17 protein-coding genes are annotated in these 21906 nt (G+C 42.7%); all 17 read right to left on the reverse strand.

The genetic code is table 11. The features are described from left to right. Positions 1 to 115 precede the first annotated feature (115 nt). The 17 genes from tldD to EGC86_RS04805 all read right to left on the reverse strand — a co-directional run bounded on the left by tldD (position 116) and on the right by EGC86_RS04805 (position 21906). Entirely contained in the window at positions 116 to 1564 is a 1449-nt protein-coding gene (tldD, locus tag EGC86_RS04725; protein WP_059747763.1) for a metalloprotease TldD, read from the reverse strand. Positions 1565 to 1659: 95 nt separating this feature from the next. Then, positions 1660 to 2490: a carbon-nitrogen hydrolase family protein gene (locus EGC86_RS04730; RefSeq protein ID WP_123776782.1), complete on the reverse strand. Its 831-nt coding sequence runs from the start codon at positions 2488 to 2490 to the stop codon at positions 1660 to 1662. Then, complete coding sequence (locus EGC86_RS04735; RefSeq protein WP_123776783.1) at positions 2414 to 6694, reverse strand: YhdP family protein; 4281 nt, start codon at positions 6692 to 6694, stop codon at positions 2414 to 2416. Before EGC86_RS04735 ends, EGC86_RS04730 begins: the two co-directional genes overlap by 77 nt. Continuing rightward, positions 6694 to 8184: a ribonuclease G gene (gene rng, locus EGC86_RS04740; RefSeq protein ID WP_059747760.1), complete on the reverse strand. Its 1491-nt coding sequence runs from the start codon at positions 8182 to 8184 to the stop codon at positions 6694 to 6696. The genes EGC86_RS04735 and rng overlap by 1 nt, the downstream gene beginning before the upstream one ends. 81 nt (positions 8185 to 8265) lie before the next feature. Beyond that, positions 8266 to 8853 (reverse strand): Maf family protein, encoded by a 588-nt coding sequence (locus EGC86_RS04745; protein ID WP_123776784.1) that lies wholly within the window; start codon positions 8851 to 8853, stop codon positions 8266 to 8268. 57 nt (positions 8854 to 8910) lie between these two features. Next, positions 8911 to 9402, reverse strand: a complete 492-nt coding sequence (mreD, locus tag EGC86_RS04750; RefSeq protein ID WP_011639151.1) for a rod shape-determining protein MreD — start codon at positions 9400 to 9402, stop codon at positions 8911 to 8913. Continuing rightward, complete coding sequence (mreC, locus tag EGC86_RS04755; RefSeq protein ID WP_123776785.1) at positions 9399 to 10355, reverse strand: rod shape-determining protein MreC; 957 nt, start codon at positions 10353 to 10355, stop codon at positions 9399 to 9401. Before mreC ends, mreD begins: the two co-directional genes overlap by 4 nt. Before the next feature lie 63 nt (positions 10356 to 10418). After that, a complete protein-coding gene (locus EGC86_RS04760) occupies positions 10419 to 11468 on the reverse strand; it encodes a rod shape-determining protein (protein WP_011639153.1) in 1050 nt (349 codons plus the stop codon). 192 nt (positions 11469 to 11660) lie between these two features. Beyond that, a complete protein-coding gene (locus tag EGC86_RS04765; protein WP_245423099.1) occupies positions 11661 to 16259 on the reverse strand; it encodes a DUF6701 domain-containing protein in 4599 nt (1532 codons plus the stop codon). Next, positions 16249 to 16704, reverse strand: a complete 456-nt coding sequence (locus EGC86_RS04770) for a hypothetical protein (RefSeq protein ID WP_011639155.1) — start codon at positions 16702 to 16704, stop codon at positions 16249 to 16251. The genes EGC86_RS04765 and EGC86_RS04770 overlap by 11 nt, the downstream gene beginning before the upstream one ends. Further along, positions 16694 to 17521, reverse strand: a complete 828-nt coding sequence (locus EGC86_RS04775; protein WP_123776786.1) for a prepilin-type N-terminal cleavage/methylation domain-containing protein — start codon at positions 17519 to 17521, stop codon at positions 16694 to 16696. Before EGC86_RS04775 ends, EGC86_RS04770 begins: the two co-directional genes overlap by 11 nt. Next, positions 17521 to 18057, reverse strand: coding sequence for a type II secretion system protein (locus tag EGC86_RS04780; protein ID WP_123776787.1), 537 nt, complete (start codon positions 18055 to 18057; stop codon positions 17521 to 17523). The genes EGC86_RS04775 and EGC86_RS04780 overlap by 1 nt, the downstream gene beginning before the upstream one ends. Continuing rightward, complete coding sequence (locus tag EGC86_RS04785) at positions 18047 to 18526, reverse strand: prepilin-type N-terminal cleavage/methylation domain-containing protein (protein WP_011639158.1); 480 nt, start codon at positions 18524 to 18526, stop codon at positions 18047 to 18049. Before EGC86_RS04785 ends, EGC86_RS04780 begins: the two co-directional genes overlap by 11 nt. 240 nt (positions 18527 to 18766) lie before the next feature. Beyond that, positions 18767 to 19288 (reverse strand): type II secretion system protein, encoded by a 522-nt coding sequence (locus EGC86_RS04790; RefSeq protein WP_011639159.1) that lies wholly within the window; start codon positions 19286 to 19288, stop codon positions 18767 to 18769. 65 nt (positions 19289 to 19353) lie between these two features. After that, the gene (locus EGC86_RS04795; RefSeq protein WP_011639160.1) at positions 19354 to 19959 is read right to left on the reverse strand and encodes a prepilin-type N-terminal cleavage/methylation domain-containing protein; all 606 of its coding nucleotides are present in this window, start codon (positions 19957 to 19959) and stop codon (positions 19354 to 19356) included. A gap of 109 nt (positions 19960 to 20068) precedes the next feature. Beyond that, positions 20069 to 20647 (reverse strand): hypothetical protein, encoded by a 579-nt coding sequence (locus EGC86_RS04800; RefSeq protein WP_123776788.1) that lies wholly within the window; start codon positions 20645 to 20647, stop codon positions 20069 to 20071. Between the two features lie 44 nt (positions 20648 to 20691). Then, complete coding sequence (locus EGC86_RS04805) at positions 20692 to 21906, reverse strand: type II secretion system F family protein (protein WP_123776789.1); 1215 nt, start codon at positions 21904 to 21906, stop codon at positions 20692 to 20694.

The raw sequence follows: 21906 nt of genomic DNA on the forward strand, positions 1-21906 counted from the left end.
CTAGATCATAAAGTGAATATTCACTTACTTACATAAGCTTGTGAATGCAGTTTAGATCACAATAACCCACTGAGCATAAACGCTCAGAGAGTTGCCAACACAATGAAGGGGGTTGTTAAGCGGTGCCACCAACCGTTAGACGATCAATTTTTAGAGTAGGCTGGCCAACACCAACGGGCACGCTTTGTCCGTCTTTACCGCACACGCCAACGCCTTTATCTAAGGCTAAGTCATTACCGACCATTGAAATCAGCCCCATGGCTTCAGGGCCATTACCAATTAAGGTCGCGCCTTTAATTGCCTGAGTCACTTCACCGTCTTCAATCAAATAGGCTTCGGAAGCAGAGAACACAAACTTACCAGAGGTAATATCGACCTGTCCGCCACCAAAGTTAGGCGCATAAATGCCTTTTTTAACTGACTTAATAATGTCGGCAGGGTTTGACTCACCTGCATTCATATAAGTGTTGGTCATGCGCGGCATTGGTAAATGCGCATAAGACTCGCGGCGACCGTTACCTGTAGGCTCTTGCCCCATTAAGCGGGCATTTAACTTATCTTGCATGTAACCTTTTAATATACCGTTTTCAATTAAGGTGGTTTTTTGACTTGGCACGCCTTCATCATCGATGCTTAATGAACCGCGACGATTTTCCAAGGTACCGTCATCCACGATGGTCACTAAAGTAGACGCCACTTGCTGACCCATTTTACCGCTAAATGCACTGCTGCCTTTACGGTTAAAGTCACCCTCTAAACCGTGACCAACTGCTTCATGTAGTAAAACACCAGGCCACCCATTACCTAATACTACGGTCATTTCACCGGCTGGCGCATCAATAGCATTGACATTAACTTGTGCTTGGCGCACTGCTTCGCGGGCAAACTCAAAACTCTGCGGTAAGCCAGCTTCATCGGTGGCCAAAAAGGCGCTGTAATCGTGACGACCGCCGCCACCTGCACTACCACGTTCGCGCTTACCTTTGTCTTCTAAGATAACACTACAGTTAAAGCGCACTAATGGACGAATATCAGCCGCTAATGTTCCGTCACTGGCGGCAATCAATATTTCTTCATGCACGCCAGATAAACTCACGACTACCTGAATAATTCGGCTGTCGAGGCTACGAATATAAGCATCGGCTTGCTTTAACAAATCGATTTTCTTCACTTCGTCCATAGCAGCAATGGGATCGGCACTGTCATACAATTTATGGGCTGTTTGACGTTTAAAAGCTTGTACTTTATGTTGCTCACCAGCACTGGCGATACCGCGGGCAGCTTTTGCTGCTGCATCTAAAGCTGCTGGGGTAATTTCGTCAGCATAAGCAAAACCAGTTTTTTCGCCAGTAATGGCGCGCACACCCACTCCGCGCTCAATATGAAAGCTGCCTTCTTTTACAATGCCATCTTCTAATACCCAAGACTCATGGCGACAAGCTTGGAAATACAGGTCTGAAAAATCGATATTGTGTTGATGAATGGTATTTAAGTAACCTTGCAGTCCATCTAAGGTTAATCCATCTTGCAATAAACTCTGCTCTACTTGGGTTAAAAATGGCATTAAAACTCTCTTTTTTAATTGGTAACGCGTACTGCGAATTTAGTTTCTGTCAGGCTCGTTCAGTGTTATTTCTACCAGTATTATTTAAACCCGTGTTATTTCAACTGCGGCTCTAAAAATCGATTATGGCCTATCACCGGCATTTGTTGACGAATACGCCGTAGTTCTGTTAAATCGACTTTAGCTTGTACCCAGCCGCATTCAGTGGCTTGCTCTGCAATCACTCGGCCCCATGGGTCGACGATCATACTGTGACCCCATGTTTCTCGACTGCCTTGATTATGCTGTCCCCATTGGCCCGCTCCCAGCAAATAACATTGAGTTTCAATGGCTCGGGCTTGTAATAACACCTGCCAATGCGCTTCGCCAGTGACTTTGGTAAAAGCAGAAGGTAACGCAATGTAGTCTGCTCCGGCTAAACGCAACGCTCGAAACATATCGCCAAAGCGGATGTCGTAACAAACGGCTAAGCCGACTTTGCCAAAAGGGGTGTCTATGACACAAATACGATCACCGGGATGAAAAGTATCACTTTCGCGGTAAGTCTTGGTGCCATCAGCCACTTCAACATCGAATAAATGCAGTTTATCGTAATGACCTAGGGTGGCGCCATGATCATCAAAAAAATAACAGCGACTAAAGACTCTACCATCATCAGCGCGCATCGGAATGGTGCCTGCAATAAAGTACACTTGGTATTGTTTCGCCATTGCCGCTAATGCGTCTTTAAGCTCACTTTGATGCTCGCTGCCAGCATGTTCAAGTTGCTGGCTTTCATGGCCACCAAACAATAAACAACACTCAGGTAACACCACTAATTGTGGTTCATTGGCAACCCTAGGCAAGTCTTTAAGCTGCGAGTCGACAAACGCGAGATTGGCTTTGACATCGCGACTGCTTTGACATTGTAATAAGCTGATTTGCATTTCTCACTCCTGGTAGCATAACTACATTAGTTGCTGGCTCGGCTAAAGTTTTGCGTATTCGATCAACTTCAGTGTCGGTCGCTGATTGTTGATTTGCATCAGATGAATTATCGATATCTGGCATAAGTTGCGTGGATGGCGAACTTCTTGGTAGCGATTTATCTTCCGCTTCACGGCTGTTATCGCCACGCTGAACATCTGCATCAACGTTATTTTCTGCTTTACTGTCTATGTTAGCCTTGGCTTTAGTTCCAATAGTCGTCTCTACACTGGTCTCATCCGCTTGCGGCAAAATAGCTTTAGGTATTTCGATTTCTTTGCTCTTACGCTCAAGCTCTTCAAGCTGTGGGTTGTCCATGGTACCGGTGACTCGGAAACGAATTTCAGAGATAATTTCAATAACGGGTTCTAACACTTTCGTTAGGGCAAACGCCCCTAAGCCCAAGGTCCATGCACTCGTACTCAATAACACCACGGTTGGCACACTTGACGCAAGTTGTGGTACAAAACGAATATCATAATTCAAGCTTTGGGTAGTTAGGTCGGTATAACCTCTTACTCGCATATTACCTGCAATGGCATCCATTTCAGTGTCGGTGGTTTTAACCACACCATTATCAATCGTCAGATTACCGTTAAAGGTATTGAAATATAAACCTTCGCCGAACACATCCGAAAAATCTAACGATAATTTACGTAATAACGAATCTAAACTAAATAACGAAAACACTCGGGCGCCTTTATCACTAATTTCTGATAAATGACCTTTGCCCAAATCAAACTTAAGTTGGCCATTTAAGGTATCTAAGGTGAAGTGATAAGGCGCACCTTGCCAAGATAACTGACCAGAGAGATCCAGTGGTGCATCTTGTAGCCCAGGGTTAATTTTTAACATCGTCGATAGATCATCAAACTTGTCAGCCTGTAAATTAACCTCAAATAGGGTTTTATCGGTTCCATTTTCGACAGACCATAAGCCATTGGCCTGTAATGCTACCGTCGGCTTTGTGATGGAAATAGTTTGAAATTGGTAGCCTTGCTTATGTGGTAAACCTTGCAACACTAAGTGGCCTAGAGATAAATCATTAACGCTAAAGTCATCCACATCTACGGCTAAAGTAGGCAGATGTTCTAGCATCGAAGTTGGCGCTAACGCAACGGTTTCAACGCCACTCACGGCTGGAGATAAATGCAGCTTTTTCGCAACCACTTTGATGCCTTGGTCGCGCCAGTTAGGATAAAAATCGATACGCCCATCAAACTGTTGTGAATCAGCATCAACGCGCCACACATGTTCAGTGGGTTGAGCATCAAAATGCAGTTTATCAAATGATTGTCCCAATACATTTAATTGGGCGATGTTGGCATGAATACCGGCTAATGTGGGAAATGCAGGTGCTTTAGCGTCAATCGATGAGGTGGTATTTTGTTGTGCCGTAGCACCAGGTAGCTCTGCAGCCGATAAGATGCGGTCGCGTACCGATGAGGAGATCACTTCAGGTTCTGCAGTAGCACTAAAGCGATTAATAAGCGGAAGCCATTGCGCTAAATCCACTTTTGGCATATCTAAATGTAGATGCCCTTGTTGCTTATTTAAGTTATCACCTAGTCTAAAGTGACGACCAATCATGACATCATAAAATGCAAGCTGACTGCCACTATCAGCATTAAATCCGCCCCAAAACTCCACATCATTACCCAGTTTAATGCTCAATGATGATTGTTTGTTATCGCCAATAAGATCTGCGCTCAGTTTTCTCGGCTCGTCTGCCGATTTTTGATAAGGCATCGGTAAATCCAATGACGTACCGATAAGATCAGAATTAGCGGAGACTTGTAAACTATAACCACTTGGGTCAAAAATCATGGTTAGCCCGCCATTCCAGTCTAGTTGTCCATGATACGTTTCTGTCAGTGGGTTATCTAAACTGGCAGGCAGAGTATCAAGATCCCATTTACCACGCATATCGACATTCAATGCTAAATTGCTGTTGTATTGTCCGGTTTTTACGCTAAACGTTAACGGTTGTTGAAATAATCGAGCCTTAATATTTTTACCTTCAATCAATTGATTCACAAAGCTCACTTGCCCAGATACACCCTGTAAATCTAAGCCGGGTGTGCTAATAAACACTGGATTATTATTAAGGGTAACTTGGCCTTTAATTAATTGTTCCCCCCCTTCATATAAGGGAATGGAAAGATCTAATGTGGTATTAATTTGCTTTTGGATCTGCACCACGTCTAACGTTGCCCCGACAGAATCCTGCAATGAAGAAGCATTAATCACCTTGGTGGCGGCTTGCGCATCGGTAGTGATATCAGCTTCAACTCTTAATAAAGATTCTTTACCAAGATGTGGAATAGAAACTCGTGCACCATCCACCACCACGTTATCGAGTTTGCCCTGGTCAATATGCAAATCCATCATGTCATTTTCAAACAATGCAGAAAGCGTTAGCGAACTAACGGCAGGCCAATCTGGTTGGAATTTAAAGATGCCTTTATCAAGGGTAAAGTCGGCTTGAAATACGCCACTGCTGTCTTGATAAGGGTAATCGCCTAATGCACCATGCCAAACGACTTGCGCATCGTTAATCTGTCCTGCCACTAAACCATCATTAAGGTAGGTGATTAAATTAGGGCTCATCGCCATTAATGGAAAATAACGCCCAAGATGGGAAACATCATTTATAGTGGCATGGGCCGCTAAGCCCAAATGTGTTTGTTGAGAAAACTCAAGATTCAAACCGGCTTGCAGGGCAATATCATCATTAATAAATTCAATATTGGGTACTGTTAAGCGTTGCTCGCCGAGATTATAACGCCCCGTAATTGGGCTGCCGCGCAGTGCAATAGGTTGACTAAAATCACCGCTAAAATCGAGCGAATATTCCTGCTCTGGTAATGCAAATTCAAGTTGATTATTGGCCCAGGTTAATTGAGCATCAATAGGGCTAATGCCAGGTATTGATTGATAAGGTTGCCACTGTAACTGCTGTAACTCGACTTTGGCGATAATAGGTTTGTCGGCAGATTTATACAGCCTCATCGGCCCAATTAGCCCTTGAGGATTGAGTTGTTGCCAAATGTTCACTTGCTGCTTACCCAAATCGGGCACTAACGGTAACATTGGAGTTAAGTTTGCAGGAACAATCTGGTTAGCATAACCAAAAAAATCCCCCTCGCGACTACCTATGGCCAACGTCAATGATGGCCAAGTTTGATCGTTAGTCGATAAATCTAAATCGTGACTGTCGATTTTCCAGCCATCCGGTTGTGGGGTCCATTGCAATGAACCAGAGTTAATTGCAAACTTTTGCTGAGTGTCGGCATCGCGCCATTGTAGCCAACTCGGTTTAAAAACCAATATACCATCACGAATTTGACGATTGGCAAATGTCATCCACGCATCGAGGTTTATCACACCTTGAAATTCAATATTGTCGGTGTTTGTTTGAGCGGTATGCTGCCTAGAGGCCCATTCACCTAAGTCTAATGAGTCTGCAGTAACATAAAGCTGGCCTGCTACAGTATCGGGTTGATAACCATCACCTGTAAGGTCAATGCGCAATGTTAATTGCTCTTGCTGCGACTTAAGTTGATCGACGTGGATCATACCTTGTGCTTGGTGACGATTAGCGGTGTTTTGCCATAGCAGATTATCGATAAAAATCGGTTGATAAGCATGTTGCTTACTCACCAGTTGTAAGGACGCGTCGGTAATTGAAAAATGCCCCAGCTGTTCTAATAACAAACCATATAACCAATCAAGATTAGCTTTATCGCCCACTGTAGGCTGGTCCTCACTAGCGGTTAACTCATCAAGGTTTAACGCCACTTTAACGCCATCAAATACCACAGTTTCAATCTGTGGGCTTAAGGTGAAAAGCGACTGCCAAAAATCGAGTTTGATATGCACGTTGTCGCTAATAACGGTAATCGGTAGATTATCTTGTGGTGGTAAGACTAAATGATTAACGGTAAGTGCTGGCCCAAAAGCTTGCCACTCTGCACTCAGTTTATCCATCTGCACATGCAGTTGGTATTCGCTTTCAAGATAATGAATTAACTCAGTACGGACTTCAGGAATATGAGGCAATAAACCACGAATAAGGCTCACTACCAGTGCAAAAAGCACCAGCGCGATAGCCAAAATTTGCCAACATAATCTGTTGATAGTTACTGCCTGAGTTGTCGACACTACATCATCACCACATCATATTTACTTTGAATGTATAACGGTTCATTTTGCAAACGAATACGCTTACCAATGTAGACTTCTAATTCTGCCAGCAAATGCGATTCATCACCACTAAAGCTCATATACACCGCCGGCGAGCAATAAAGCAAAAATTCATCGGCTTTATATGCTCGGTCTAAACGGATAATCTCTCGAAAAATTTCATAAGACACGGTTTCAATCGTTTTCATGGTGCCGGTGCCTTTACAGGAAGGGCATTCACCACACACGACATGTTCTAAACTTTCGCGAGTACGTTTACGGGTCATTTCCACTAAACCTAAGCCCGAAAAACCACTGACGCTGGTTTTGACGCGATCTAACGCCAATGCTGCATTTAAGCTTTCTAGCACCCGTGCTTGGTGTTCCTTACTTAACATATCGATAAAGTCGATAATGATAATCCCACCCAAATTACGTAATCGTAGTTGTCTTGCAATTGCTTGAGTGGCTTCAAGATTAGTATTGAAAATGGTTTCTTCTAAATTGCGATGGCCAACAAATGCGCCGGTATTAATGTCAACGGTGGTCATGGCTTCTGTTTGGTCAATAATTAAATAACCGCCAGACTTGAGTTCAACTTTACGGCCTAAAGCCCGTTGAACTTCGTTTTCAACATCGTACAATTCAAAGATAGGTGCAGGGCCAGCATAATGCTCAATTTTATCCGCGATTTCAGGCATAAACTCTTGCACAAACTGTTGCAGTTCGGCATAAGTTCGGCGCGAATCGACTTGAATATGGTCAAGCTCGGTTCCGACAAAATCACGAATGATCCGCACTGGTAAGGCTAAGTCTTGATACAGTAACGTGACGCCTTTACGCTTACGACGTTCGCTTACTTTAGCCCACACCCGGCGTAAAAAGGCCGCATCTTGAGCAAGCTCATCTTCACCCACATTTTCCGCAGCGGTACGAATAATAAAGCCGCCGTCATCATCAACATAAGGGAGAGTAATATTTTTAAGGCGTTGCCGTTCGTCTTCAAGCTCAATACGTTGTGATACGCCAACATGACTAGAGCCAGGCATAAAGACTAAATAACGTGAGGGTAAGGTAATGTCAGTAGTGAGGCGGGCGCCTTTGGTACCGAGTGGGTCTTTGACCACTTGCACCATAATGTCTTGCCCTTGACGCACGAGCTCAGCAATATCACGTACCACAAAGTTGCCTTTTTCGACATCAGCAACACATTCAGTATGAGGAACAATATCTGAGGCATGTAAGAAAGCGGCTTTATCTAAGCCAATATCCACAAACGCGGCTTGCATACCTGGGAGGACACGGCTAATTTTACCTTTATAAATATTGCCGACCAAACCTCGTTTCATACGACGTTCGATATGCACTTCTTGTAAAACACCATGCTCGACTAATGCTACACGCGCTTCAGTTGGCGTGACATTGATAAGTAATTCTGTGCCTTTTTTACGTTGTGCTTTTATGTTCATAAGCCACCAGTATTCGGGTCATGCTCCAATCGTAATATTGACAGCAGTTGCACCACCGTAGATGACCGATTAAAGCAAAGGTTAAGTTTGCTGCATCATGCAGGCTAATAATTCACGTGTTTCAACTAACGGTAGACCGACCACAGCAGAGTAACTGCCAGTAATTGATTTAACAAAACAACCACCCAGTGCTTGTATGCCGTAAGCACCAGCCTTGTCCATTGGTTCACCCGAGCCAACATAAGCATCTATGTCTGCCGCAGATAATTCACAAAAGCTCACTTGGGTACGACATAGTCGGTTAAAGGTATGTTCACCGTCTGTTAATGCTACCGCGGTCATCACTTCGTGAGTTTGACCGGATAATAATGCCAGCATACGCTTGGCATCATTTTGATCTATTGGTTTGCCTAATATCAGACCATTTAACACCACTATCGTATCAGACCCCAGAACTTGAGGCTTAACCACATGACTGCTAAGCGCTAGACCCGCTTGGGCTTTTTCAAGTGCGAGGCGACATACATATTGCTCTGCGGTTTCAGTCAACAAAGGTGTTTCATCAATATTGGGTGCGACGAGCTGAAATGAAAAGTCGAGATGACTAAATCCTGCTTGTGCCAATAATTCTTTTCTTCTTGGTGATGTTGAAGCCAGTACCCATGCCATCGGTTATTTACTCTAATTAGTGTACATTAAAATCATACTCACTTTAGTGCGTAAGGATTAACGTACTTTATAATGGCGGCGCATATTGCGTAACACCCAAAACACCCACCACCAAATAAATAAACTCGAAATAGCGGGTAAAAACATGTCCACATTAAATGGGGCTGCGCCTACAACAACAAACTGCACCCAAAATATCACTGCATGATAAATACAAATAAAACAAGCAACTAGTAACGACTGTTGCCAGCGAGGATAGTTACGTAACTGTTGGCACAACAACACCACAATATAAATCACTAATGATAATGCTAATGAACGGATCCCTAGATGAGCTCCCAACAACACATCAAGCATCACCCCTAACAACCACGCAGTGAGAATACTGTAACGATGCGGTAGCGCCATGGCCCAATACATCATCACCATCAATAGCCAATCCGGTCGCCAGGCTTCTACCATTTTTGGCAACGGCATAATCTGAAACATCATCCCGATGAATAAGGTCAGCCATACCACTAAGCGACCATTTGCAATATGTGCGCTCATTGGTTTACCTCGCTTGTTACTGGTGTAGTGGTTGTTTCTACGGGTTGAGGTTGGGGATCTGAAGAGTTTACAGTGGCAGCTGCTTTATCTGCCGCTTCTTTTATTAACTCTTGTACGTCATTAGGAAGCGTAAACGGTTTGGTTTCATCAGGCCAAATAAGTAACACGTATCGAATACGATCTAGCGCTGCCAAAGGTTGAGCATAAATCACGGCATAACTCTGACCATCATCACGCGACACACTAATAACACGCGCGACGGGATACCCTTCAGGAAAACGATTACCCAAGCCTGAAGTAACTAATAAATCACCCACTATAATGTCAGTACTTTTAGCCACATGACGTAGTTCAATTTGATCAATATCACCCATGCCATTCGCTATTGCGCGCACATCGTTACGGGTAACGCGTACCGGAATACCATGCGTGGTATCTGACACCATCAATACTCGACTGGTAAACTCACTCACTTCAACCACCTGCCCCACAACACCTTGGGCATCAACTACAGGTTGACCAACATAAATGCCAGTTTGCGAACCATGATTTAACACCACAAATTGACGAAATGGGTCACTGGCAACTTCCATGACCTCAGCCACCATTTTACGAGAATCCATATGCACAGGCGAACCAAGTAATGCGCGTAAACGCTCATTTTCTTGACGTACATGCTCAAAACGTTGTAAACGTTCTGACATAACCAGTTGTTGGCGTAATAATTCTTTGTTTTGCAGTTCAAGCATATTGCGGGTGGCAAATGCCTCGGCCGACCAGTCGAGCATCACCCCTGGCACATTGGCTAAATACTGTAGAGGACTTAATACTGAGGATAAAGATTGGCGTATAGGATCTAGGCGATTATTGGTCATAAGTAATGCCACCGACAATATAATTGCCAGTGTCAATCTAAATTGACTCGAGACGCCACGAACGAAAATTGGTTTCATAAATTGTTCGCAACTTTGTTAACCCATAAAACGTCATTAACAAAGCCGCTCAGCAGTTGATAATTAGTTCTCTTCAGAGAACAAATCACCACCGTGCATATCAATCATTTCAAGGGCTTTACCACCACCACGAGCTACACAAGTCAGTGGATCGTCAGCAACCATAACGGGAATACCCGTTTCTTGCATTAATAAACGGTCTAGGTCACGTAATAACGCTCCACCGCCAGTTAATACCATGCCACGTTCAGAGATATCTGAAGCTAGTTCTGGAGGTGATTGCTCAAGGGCAACCATTACCGCGCTCACAATGCCAGATAACGGCTCTTGTAATGCTTCTAGGATTTCGTTGCTGTTTAAGGTGAAACTTCTTGGCACACCTTCAGCAAGGTTACGACCGCGCACTTCAATTTCAAGCACTTCGTCACCAGGGTATGCGGTACCAATAGTATGCTTAATACGTTCAGCGGTTGCTTCACCAATTAAACTACCGTAGTTACGGCGCACATAATTGATAATAGCATCGTCAAACTTATCTCCACCGATACGCACTGATGAAGAATACACCACGCCATTCAATGAAATAATCGCGACTTCGGTAGTACCACCACCAATATCGACAACCATAGAACCGGTCGCTTCAGATACGGGCAAACCTGCACCAATCGCCGCAGCCATTGGCTCTTCAATTAGGTAAACCTCACGAGCACCAGCGCCCATCGCTGATTCGCGAATAGCACGGCGTTCAACTTGAGTCGCGCCTACCGGAACACACACGAGTACACGAGGACTAGGACGGAAGAAACTGTTGTTGTGCACTTGTTTGATAAAGTGCTGAAGCATTTTCTCGGTAACATAAAAATCGGCAATTACGCCGTCTTTCATTGGACGAATAGCTTGAATATTACCAGGCGTTCTGCCTAGCATTTGTTTTGCCTCTCTACCGACTGCAGCAACTGACTTTGGCCCATTGCTATTGCGTTCGCCGCGAATGGCAACCACTGAGGGTTCGTTCAACACGATGCCTTCATCGCGAACATAAATAAGAGTGTTTGCCGTACCTAAATCGATGGATAGGTCGTTAGAAAAAATGCCGCGCAGCTTTTTGAACATGTATCAGGCCTGTATTCTGTGAAATCAGAAGAAGAAAAATCAGCTAACTTTATCAATGACACCCCCATTCTACAAGACCGAACAGGTTAACAATTGCTAATCTGACGTTTTTTTTTATAAAAGTATCTAAAAAAATGCTAATCGGTCAAATTTAATCCTAAAAAGCGTAAAAGAGATGCTTTTTTATTCGGATTATTGACTCACCTCACGCCAATAAATGATCTTATCATGTCCTCGGTAGCGACCAAAGTACGCACTTGCTCTTGGATCATAGAGTTGAGTCGGACTTGCTTGGTCCCAATACCATTTAAGCCAATCCTCCACTTGTAGCGGTGCAGTCACTTGACCCCGATATGCTGCAGAACCGGTGTTTTGCCATAATAAAGGGAGCTGACCACTGGTAATCGGAATGTTCACGGTACTGTTGCCATCACTGCGGGTAACCGTTTGGCCAGAAGTTAATAATGGTGTGTATATTTCGCTGCCATCAAGCGGATCGATAACTTGAGTACAGCTATCACTAATGTTCGTTACCCAAGTACTACCATTCCAATATTGGGCATACGTTGGCATGCGTAAAATTTCATTTTCAGGGCCATAAGTATTGTCCATCACCACTCTGCCATGACGAAAATCCTGAGTCGACAACAGTTTCGCGTTGCAGTTACTATTATCAGCACAAATAGCACTGCTGTTGGCTCGCATATCTGGTGATGCAATAAACGACCAGTCACCATCATTATCAAAAGCTTGCACACCAATAGCTAACTGACTAAATGGTCCATCAACACTTGGGGACACTGTACGACTAAAATTAGCTTGATAAGATAATCCTACGTTTGCTTCACCCAACGCCCAAGACCCAGCATTAATAGGTAGAGTGCTTAATCTGCCACTCAAATCTACACCATTGTTAATGTTTTCACCCACAAGGTTTGCAGTACCTTTAGCAAAAGCACCTTGATAATTTTTGGTGATATAAGTACCGGTATTAAATGCGCTCAAAGTCAACGTCAGGCCAAAAGGTTGATCCATGTAAGTAAAGCTACCGCAAGATGGCAACACACTTGAACTACTCACAACAAATCGGTCTGGCACAAAGCGACCCATGGTAGGTGATACAGCGAGTGGAATATCATGAAAATTCGAACCTAAATAGCCAAGTGGTGGGTTAACTGTAAACTGAAACACACCAACTTCGGTTACCGACTGAGACACGGTATTACTGTTAGTGGTTTGCGCAACATGATTGTATCGCGATGAGCCCACAGCACCCAACACTCCTCCGAGCGGATCAATCAATTGATGGCCTAACTCAATTTTTTCATGGGCGTAATTAGGGGTATTTAAATTATCACAGTAATTTGTGTCACCATCCACTTGCCATGCTTTGCCTTGAATAATTAGATCAAATGACTCGCCTGCTTTTTTATATGGATTATAAATACCGTTATTTTTAGACCACTGTGCAGCATTATCTTTGGGGGTAACGCATAAACCTACCGGAAAGCTCACAAACTGATCTGAACCAACCATCACCAAGCCTTGTTCATCACCTGTGCCAGTAAACTTTGCATCTAGCTGCATTTTTCCTGCATCTGGATAGTTAACAATAATATCTGCTTTACCTTCTGCATCAAATGCCAACGCAAGCGTGGTTGCTGCACTACTCTGTTTACCCACCACGGTACTATTTACTGTTAATGACTGGCCATTAATTGGATTGATGGGGTCGATATAAGAGCTCCAAAAATTGACATTTTTAGTGGTTTTGGAAAACAGAGGTACGCACTGTTGAGTGATATCTGAGGTTTTCACTGCACTAATAGTAATGTTGTCAGTTGGCTTGTTTGCCAGCTTATCTGGCACAGCAAAAATAAAACCGCTTTCGGCAAAGCTTAAGGTACAACTTGCTGTAGTTAGCCCTCCCGAACCACGACGGCACAAGGTGTTACTGCCTGCTATGGTTGAAGGAATGGAAGATGTCACCCCAATAGTGGTTGGCGTAGTCACATTGTTGCGTAAAGCGACCGTTGCACTGCCATTTTCAAACCTCACTACATTTGTTTTACTACCGTCGACATACCAAGCACCATTGGAATTAGGAGTAAGCGACAAATTAGCCTCTACGGGATCAGTAAACAAATTACATACCGCATCTTTACAGGCTCTGACCGTCATGGTTTCGGCCTTACAGGTGAATGGTGAATTTGTATAGTCAAACTCAAAATGATGAATTTGTTGACCGACCGGATTGGATTTAAGCGCACAAACCTTAAAGTTATCCATCTCATGATTATTGTTAGAGCCACCCGTAGAGCCAGTTATAGATAGGTAAAAATCTTTAGGGACAGGAGCTTGCCCCGAGAAACTTAATGCATCAAAAGGAGCGATTAAAGTCACGAAGTCAGCTGGATTATCTCTATTTAACGTATCACGCAGCACTGATACCATGGCTTTGCCTGGTGTTCGCGAATCGATGATGATTTTATATTTATGGTTTGGCTGAGCACTGGCCGTATTGCGCACATCAATTCTGGGGGAAATGTTGGCATTAGTACCTGTTAGATATTGGTAATTTGTGCCTGAGGAACCACGGATAGCCACCGCCTGACTTCTAAAGCCTGGTCCACCCACTTTACCTTCATTGGGGCTAGAAAAATTACCATACTCATCCAGTGCGATACCTAACCAACCACCAGCAAAACCGGGAGTGCCGTTGTTACGCTGGGCATATCCTAAGGCACCACCAAAACTGCCAGGCTGAGGAGTAATACTGGCATCGGACAAGATAATTGCAATGCCGTCAGCCCCTGTGCCACTTAGACTCGACCAAGCATAATAGTCAAACTCCAGCTCAACTAAATTATTCGCAGCAGGGAATAATCGCTGATAAGTACTGGATGTCGCTTGATTACCGCTAGCAGAGGTAAAACGCAGACGCCCTTCCTTTATTGAGGGCGGTAATGAAGAGCCTAATACCTTAAGAGCCCAATCATCACCGACATCAGTGCGATTAAAATCGTCGGTAAAACACGTTAAGGTGTCTACTTTTTTCTCAAAAGCCACAAAACTGTAATTCTCCCAACGATGTTTGCGGTCGTTATCTCTAAAAGTATCTTCGTCAACGACCATACTCACTTTGTCGTTAGTCAACTGACAACGACGAAGCCAGCCGCCATCGCCACCTAAGCGGCTGTTTTTACCCGCAACTAATATAGGGACTCCCTTAAAGCCAATTAAAGGCGTGGTATAACGACATTGATCACTAATATCTTTGGTACCATTATCTGTAAAGGTTTGCGCTTTGCCAAAATGATAATTAGCGTCGACACCATTTAATTTCATTGTGCCACTACCCGATTTAAATGATAAATAGCCAATGGTTTCATTTTGAATTTGATTATTGTTCAAATCACCTGGTTGGCATTTTCTATTGTTACTTCTGACCTCTGAAGTATCTAACGCAAGTTGTATACCTGACTTGGTAAATTCCGACGTGCTAGTGAACCAACAGTTATTATTTTTAGTTTGGATTTGATTTAACAAAACATCTTGAGTAGGAGGTAAAGCAACAGGTGTATAAGGTGAATTCGAACCAATTAAAGCCTGATCGTAGTCAACAGCACCGGCGATAAGTTTTGTGTCGTTTGGTAATTTATAGGTTCCAGGAGTGACAGCTATCCAGTGAATTTCAGCCATTTCCTTTGATGCTACATAACGGTTATTAGGTGATTCAGGCTCTTTTTTTGACCAGGTAAACCCTTGTTCCGATACACTATCAATAAATACTGATGCAGGGCCGTCGTTATTACTATTCTCTACAGTCGGCATTAAAAAGACTAAGGGCGTCACACCTGTAGGAAATTGTTTGTCAAAAGTAATACTATTTGCCGTCGCTTTACCATATTGAATATGGAACACAGCAGGTGTTGAAACGGTATCATTAATTTGATTGTTAGAATTAAGCCATAAATATTTAGATGTTACGCGCCCGTTAATAATTGAGTTGTTATTAAGAGTCAATTTTTCATCGCTATAAATATACCCACCAATAACAGAACCAGTATTCAAAGTTAAATTTTTATACGCGATTAGTTGTAAAGCACTCGAATTTACAGCATTTATTTTACCGTTATTTAATTCAGAATCACTACCGATAAATAATCTAACATCCCCTTGTAATACGATTTCTGCATTTTGATTTAATATTAAAGAATCGATCCAATAATCACCGGCTGGAAAAATTAATTTAGCCCCATTTCCAGCTTCTATTTTGTTAAAATAATATTCTTGTTGTGTCGAAGACATTGTTACAGTACAAGCAGAATATAGCGTAATTGAATTAAATTGGTTTAGACCAGTATTTCCCAAAACAATGTTTTGATTGCCTGTACAAGAGCCCAATCCACCACTTGTCCCTTTACTACTTTGAAATTTATTGCCACCAGTTAATTGCAATCCACTTATATCACTTTTCATTACATCACAATAGCGATCGCCTCCAGTAGCAGTGTCACAACTATCACTAGGTAAACCTGAACCGGTATTAATTGAACAAAACGCTAAACTATCCCCTAACGTACCATTGATTCTTGAACCGCTTTGCATCATTAGCTGGGGATTCGTAATTTTATGACAACTATTATTATTGTACTGGTGATGCCCTTGAGCTACGTCAGGCCACATTACAGACTCATCAATAATATCAAACGCAAAAACACTCTGAACCAGTAAAGCCATGACCACAAAAGAACTAGCAACAAAGCGACTAATTGAATTAATTCCCACGGGCTTCTACCTCCACTTGGCGACTGACTCGCAAACATGTTGAACTGTTTGAGTTTCCTACACAGTTAGCTGTTTCGCATACCGCTAAACTATTAATTCGATATTGAACAACACTGCCAACGCTAGCGGTATTACAACTAATGGTGACACTACAATTATGGAATCCAACGGCGTTATTTGGCGGTGTCCATGTAGAGCTAACACTAGTACAAGTTGCCACAGTGCCACCAACCGGAAATAACTCAGCCAGCGCTGCATCGGCGCCACTATTAGCGCTAAATAAAGCTCGAGTGCCCCACACTTCCATGTTCACGGACTCATCAGCATCGCCAACAATACGAATTAAACTCGCGGCAAGTAAAAACATCACCGTTAGCACAAACACACCAATGATGAGTGCGCTACCTTGTTGTGAATGCTGGGTTAATTTCAGCTTAGGGAACATTCATCACCTGCACTTGATGTTGATATTGAAATGTTTCGCCATTAACGCTAAATAGTGGCTGTAAATGCACAATTGCATTAGTCACCAGTGTCGATGGAGTCATTATCACCGCGGGATTAACAGTTAAGGCATTAGTGACATTTTGTGCCATCAATGCGCCACTGCCCATTGCAGCTGGTGCAGGCTGATTGACCTTATAACCGTAGTTTTGGTACAGGAGCAGATCAACATTGCTAGCTGTATTAACAAAACAGTAACTTAATGGGCTATCGGCAACATATAAGCGTTTTAACGGTGAGGCCTCGGTAAAACGCACATTTTGAGTTAATGTAATGGTGAGTTGATCACTTGTTTCAGCCACACTTTGCACAATAAATCGTTTGGCGATAGTCCCTTGAGGATTATAAATTTCGCTATTGGTTAAAGGATAAATTAGCACTGACTGAGCCGCATTAATGGGACGAATACTTTTAATCGCGGTTAAAGTATTTTGCGCAGATTGAGGCACAAATGGCGCATCAAGATAAGAAGTACTGGCCGAAATAGGCAGTAACTCCAAACACTGATAACTGCCATCGGTTGCGGTAAGTACCCGCACACTATTGGGCACTGCACGCCGAATATCTCGGGTCATACGCTCGATACCAAAACGGCTTTGACTGAGCACCTGATCTACCGCACTTGATTCAACAAAAATGCGGGTGCCAAAAATCACAAAACTACTGATACCAACAATAATAATCCCTAAGATTAAAATGACCGTAACCATTTCAATTAAGGTAAAACCTGCAGCTTTCAATCCTCGTCGTAAAGGCATTAGTAGTTACTCCTTACCGCTTGGTAAGTGATCACTTCATTGGCAGGCGTTGTTACTGCAACGGTAATTAATTTTTGTCCCTTCGTCGCAGCGTCAAGATACTCAACTGACACTTGCAACTGATAGCGAGGATAAGCTTGGGTATAAGTTTGGCTAGAGTCGAGCATGTTATCGGTTTCATCCAAGCCATTATAATCATCAACGTCGTTGAACGTGTCTCGGCTTTCACCGTCTAGGCCTAATGCTGACTCTGTTGTACAAGCGATACCTGTAGGTGCATTACACGCCGGAATACCACCATTAGGATTAGTATTTTGATCATATCGTTTACCCCAGATCTCATTCATTACCGAATGAGCTAATTCTGCCGAACGTACTCTTTGTAATGTCGATGCAGCTCTATCTGCTTGGGGAAATAGCATGCTAGTGAGCATCACTATCGCAATGCCGATCACCATCATACCAATGACGAGTTCGATTAAAGTAAAACCACGAGTAGGTTGTGATAAACGATGAAATTGAATGTTACGGAGCATAAATATACCCCTCTGACTCAACCGCAATGGTTAAGGTCTCATCTGCTACTACATTAAAACAATTACCTGCACACGCTGGAGACAGCATGCGACCTAAGCTGTCAAAGGTAATCGAAAATACTTGGCTAGCATTACTGCTTAAAGCAATATGAGCATTGCCACTGAAAGTTTGTTGTTGCTCAATACGTACCTGGTTTGTACATAAGCTAGCGGCCCTTTCGCTAAAATGGCGTAACGTATAACCGCTTGATGTCACATCAATTTGATAACACTGATCGGTATTTTGAATGGCTTTAAGCTGGACCTGGCGTAACTCACTGATAAATTCACTGCGTAAACTGTAGGCACTAAAAGATGAATCAGACATCAAACGCGGCAACACCGCCACGGCAATAATAGCAATCACAATCATGGTGGTAACCAATTCAACCAAGGTAAACCCAAGCTGAACATTACGTTGTTGACTCACTTTAATGATTTCCTCATTTAATTCAATGAATACTTCGACACCTAAAAAAGCTAAATCATAATAATGTCATAGAGTTATACTATCGAATTTAGTATGGCAAAAACAACCAAGATTGTCTGTTTATTTATTACCTTGTACCATTTTATAGGGAAGCTAAGTGAGTCAATTAATATTTTTTTAAAATCAAAAAACTCAAAAAAAAACCTGCATGAGCAGGCTTTATTACTTAAAAATCAAGTGTTAACAATCGTCAGCATCAGGAACTTGAGAAAGCACTGGAATTGCAGTTGAAGTTGCTTGAGTATAAGTAAAAGAACAAGCAGCAGGTGCACCGGCTTGCCAAATTTCGACACTACCTGTACCTGCTTCTATAATCCAATCTCCTACTGTCACAGGATCCGTAACAGTAGCAGTGCCATCAGCACCAGCAGCAAATGTTACATCCAATGCTCTTTCTAAATCAGCTTCTGTCGCAGCAATATAACCATAAACAATATTAACGTCATCTGTTGTAGCTGTTGTACCAGCAATATCTAAAAGCGCAACGCCACCGGTACCACCCTTTTCTTTACCCGCTAAAGCCGCTTTTGAATAAACTAAGGTGTTTGCACCTTGAATTGCCGCTTTCATTCCTGATAATGCTGACGCGCGCGCATCACCTTGCAAGTTAATAAACTTCGGCGCTGCCGTAACCGCTAAAATACCTAGAATAATTATCACAACCACTAATTCGATTAATGTAAAACCTTGTTGTTTTTGCATATTAAATAACCTCTATAGAAAATAAATGGGTAAACCAACATCACTGCGGACAGTGATAAATCAAATTAGTTGTTAGTAAATGATACGACCTGACCTGTACCTGCATTATATGTTACACCGTTAGCACCAACCGTGTCTAAATCAGGCGCTGGGTCTGCGACACCCGAAGTCTGATTTAGCGCTAAAGTAGCTACTTGATGATAAACACACAAATCTAGACCTGTAACTGTTTGACCATCAATACTGGTAGATGAACCGCCGACACCATTTTGCATTCTTACGGTATAACGATGTTTACGGGCGTCTTGATCGAACAGTACATTTCTTGGAGCATTTTGCAAAACTGAATCAAATACTTCCTGACATGTTTCGTTTGTCATTGAGGTAACATCAGTATTGGTTGTGCCAGTTGGAAAACCAAAACGTGTATCGAGTGATACGCTAGTACCATCTAAAATAACGCTGTTGTTACGACGACCATCAACTTCCCATTGTGCACGTACAAAGCTCACTGCTGTGGCTAAACCACCAGCAACACCATCAACGCTGGCGTCTTCAGCATCATCGGTTACATTTAAAAAACGCGGGATCGCTGTAGCGGCTAATAAACCGAGGATGACAATAACAATGACCAACTCGATCAATGAAAAACCTTGTTGTTTCAATTTCATAATAACTCACTCTTATCTATAGCGCCTACAACAGGAAATAATACTAATTCAGCTATAACTTCACTAATATTAGCAGCTTATTAAAAATTTAACACTAATGGCACAAACTTTATCGGTCACGCATCAAAAAAATAACTCTTCCTGTTTGTAGTTGATAACTTAAACTGGCTTCATTACCTGAATGGTAGCGACAAATGTTCTCATCAGACTGATAATCTACCGCTATATTTAATTCTTGAACATTAGTTGCCAATAAATGGCCCCACAGTTGCTCACAACCTTGGACATCATTAGTATCAATGGTAGGCCAACCTTGATCAGACATAGAAATCCAATTATCGGTGCCAACCAAATCGGTATCAGTATCTATAGCATCTATTTTACTCGCAGCGTCTTGTAATACAGCATTGTCATTGCTTACTTTACTCGATGCTACATTCGATGCCATATGATGCCAGGACAACTGCATTTTATGTGGTCGGCCAGAAGCTAACCATTGACTATGCACCATAGCTAAGACATTCAAAAAACGATTATGTTCAAACTCTAAACCACGCCCACCTATGTTTGAAGTAGTATTGACATAACGCCCACCAAAAATAGCCAGCAGCGTTAACACCACAACAATAGCAATAACCCGACCATAGACTTTAAGCAGATCACCATCCGCTTTTTGCTGGCTCAACATCGCGATATCCAATGATCTGTTTGCTTTCTTTGTTGCATGCTTTGCTAACCGCCTTTTACCACATTCAGCATATCCCACATAGGAAGATAAATACCCAGTGCCAATATCAATACAATGCCAGCAACAAATGCGATTAAAATAGGTTCGAGTTTTGCGGTGAGATTTTTTAAATCGTAATCAACCTCGCCTTCATAAAAATCAGCGGCATCATTGAGCAGCTGATCTATTTGACCGGTTTCTTCACCCACAGCAACCATTTGCAATACCAATGGGGTAAACAGTTGGCTGCTATTTGATACCCTTAGCATTGACTCACCTGATTCAATACCCCGGCGCATACCGACTATTTTGTCATGCATATATGCGTTATCGACCGCATCTGCTACCAAACTGAGTGCTTGGGTCATCGGAACTCCCGCGCTGAGCATCATCGAAAAACAGCGACAATAACGTGACAAGGTTGAGCGTTCAATAATTGATCCAATAACAGGTATGTGCAGCTTCCATAAATCCCATTGCTTCTCGCCTTTTTCAGAGTGATGCCAATATCGAATCGCAACTACGATGCCGATTGATAGCACAATCATATGAGGCCAAAAATTAACAAATAGATTAGACGTGCCGATTAATATTTTTGTCGCCCAAGGTAATTCAGCGCCAAAACGAGAGAACATATCGGCAAATTTTGGGATCACCATAATATTCAAAATAACCATCGCTATGGTAATGGCAATCAAGACAAACATCGGATAACGCATTGCAGCTTTAATCCGTCGACGAGTTTCTTGTTCTCGCTCGATATAACCAGACAACTGGATAAAGGCATCTTCCAACTTACCGGTGTTCTCACCAACATGGATCATCGATACAAACAACGAATCAAATATATCTGGATGTTGATTCATTGCCGAAGATAACGGTCTTCCCGACGTCAGCTGTTCAGAAATATCATCTAAGGCTTTTTTCATTCGATCGGAATGGGTCGTTTCAGATAAGCCAGCAATAGCCCTTAAAATAGGAATACCAGAACGCGTTAACGAATACATTTGTCGACTAAAAATTTGCAATTCTTCCAGCGACACTTTGCCTTGAAATAAGCTCATCGAAAAAGATTGCTTCGTTTTCACTTCGCGCAATTCTAGCGGAATGATCCCACGAGAAAGTAACGCATCGGCCGCAGAACTTTCATTAGCAGACTCAAGCTGTGCACTGACCGCCTGCCCTTGTGAATTACGTCCTCGATATTGATATATTGGCAT

The organism is Shewanella frigidimarina (assembly GCF_003797125.1).
Classification (GTDB): Bacteria; Pseudomonadota; Gammaproteobacteria; order Enterobacterales; family Shewanellaceae; genus Shewanella; species Shewanella frigidimarina.

What these genes read in the sequence shown, in the direction of transcription:
- mreC (WP_123776785.1), bottom strand. Translation starts at nt 10,355, where the DNA reads ATGAAACCAATTTTCGTTCGTGGCGTCTCGAGTCAATTTAGATTGACA.
- EGC86_RS04790 (WP_011639159.1), bottom strand. Translation starts at nt 19,288, where the DNA reads ATGCAAAAACAACAAGGTTTTACATTAATCGAATTAGTGGTTGTGATA.
- EGC86_RS04745 (WP_123776784.1), bottom strand. Translation starts at nt 8,853, where the DNA reads ATGGCATGGGTACTGGCTTCAACATCACCAAGAAGAAAAGAATTATTG.
- EGC86_RS04800 (WP_123776788.1), bottom strand. Translation starts at nt 20,647, where the DNA reads ATGTTGAGCCAGCAAAAAGCGGATGGTGATCTGCTTAAAGTCTATGGT.
- EGC86_RS04770 (WP_011639155.1), bottom strand. Translation starts at nt 16,704, where the DNA reads ATGTTCCCTAAGCTGAAATTAACCCAGCATTCACAACAAGGTAGCGCA.
- EGC86_RS04795 (WP_011639160.1), bottom strand. Translation starts at nt 19,959, where the DNA reads ATGAAATTGAAACAACAAGGTTTTTCATTGATCGAGTTGGTCATTGTT.
- EGC86_RS04805 (WP_123776789.1), bottom strand. Translation starts at nt 21,906, where the DNA reads ATGCCAATATATCAATATCGAGGACGTAATTCACAAGGGCAGGCGGTC.
- EGC86_RS04730 (WP_123776782.1), bottom strand. Translation starts at nt 2,490, where the DNA reads ATGCAAATCAGCTTATTACAATGTCAAAGCAGTCGCGATGTCAAAGCC.
- mreD (WP_011639151.1), bottom strand. Translation starts at nt 9,402, where the DNA reads ATGAGCGCACATATTGCAAATGGTCGCTTAGTGGTATGGCTGACCTTA.
- tldD (WP_059747763.1), bottom strand. Translation starts at nt 1,564, where the DNA reads ATGCCATTTTTAACCCAAGTAGAGCAGAGTTTATTGCAAGATGGATTA.
- EGC86_RS04775 (WP_123776786.1), bottom strand. Translation starts at nt 17,521, where the DNA reads ATGCCTTTACGACGAGGATTGAAAGCTGCAGGTTTTACCTTAATTGAA.
- EGC86_RS04760 (WP_011639153.1), bottom strand. Translation starts at nt 11,468, where the DNA reads ATGTTCAAAAAGCTGCGCGGCATTTTTTCTAACGACCTATCCATCGAT.
- EGC86_RS04780 (WP_123776787.1), bottom strand. Translation starts at nt 18,057, where the DNA reads ATGCTCCGTAACATTCAATTTCATCGTTTATCACAACCTACTCGTGGT.
- rng (WP_059747760.1), bottom strand. Translation starts at nt 8,184, where the DNA reads ATGAACATAAAAGCACAACGTAAAAAAGGCACAGAATTACTTATCAAT.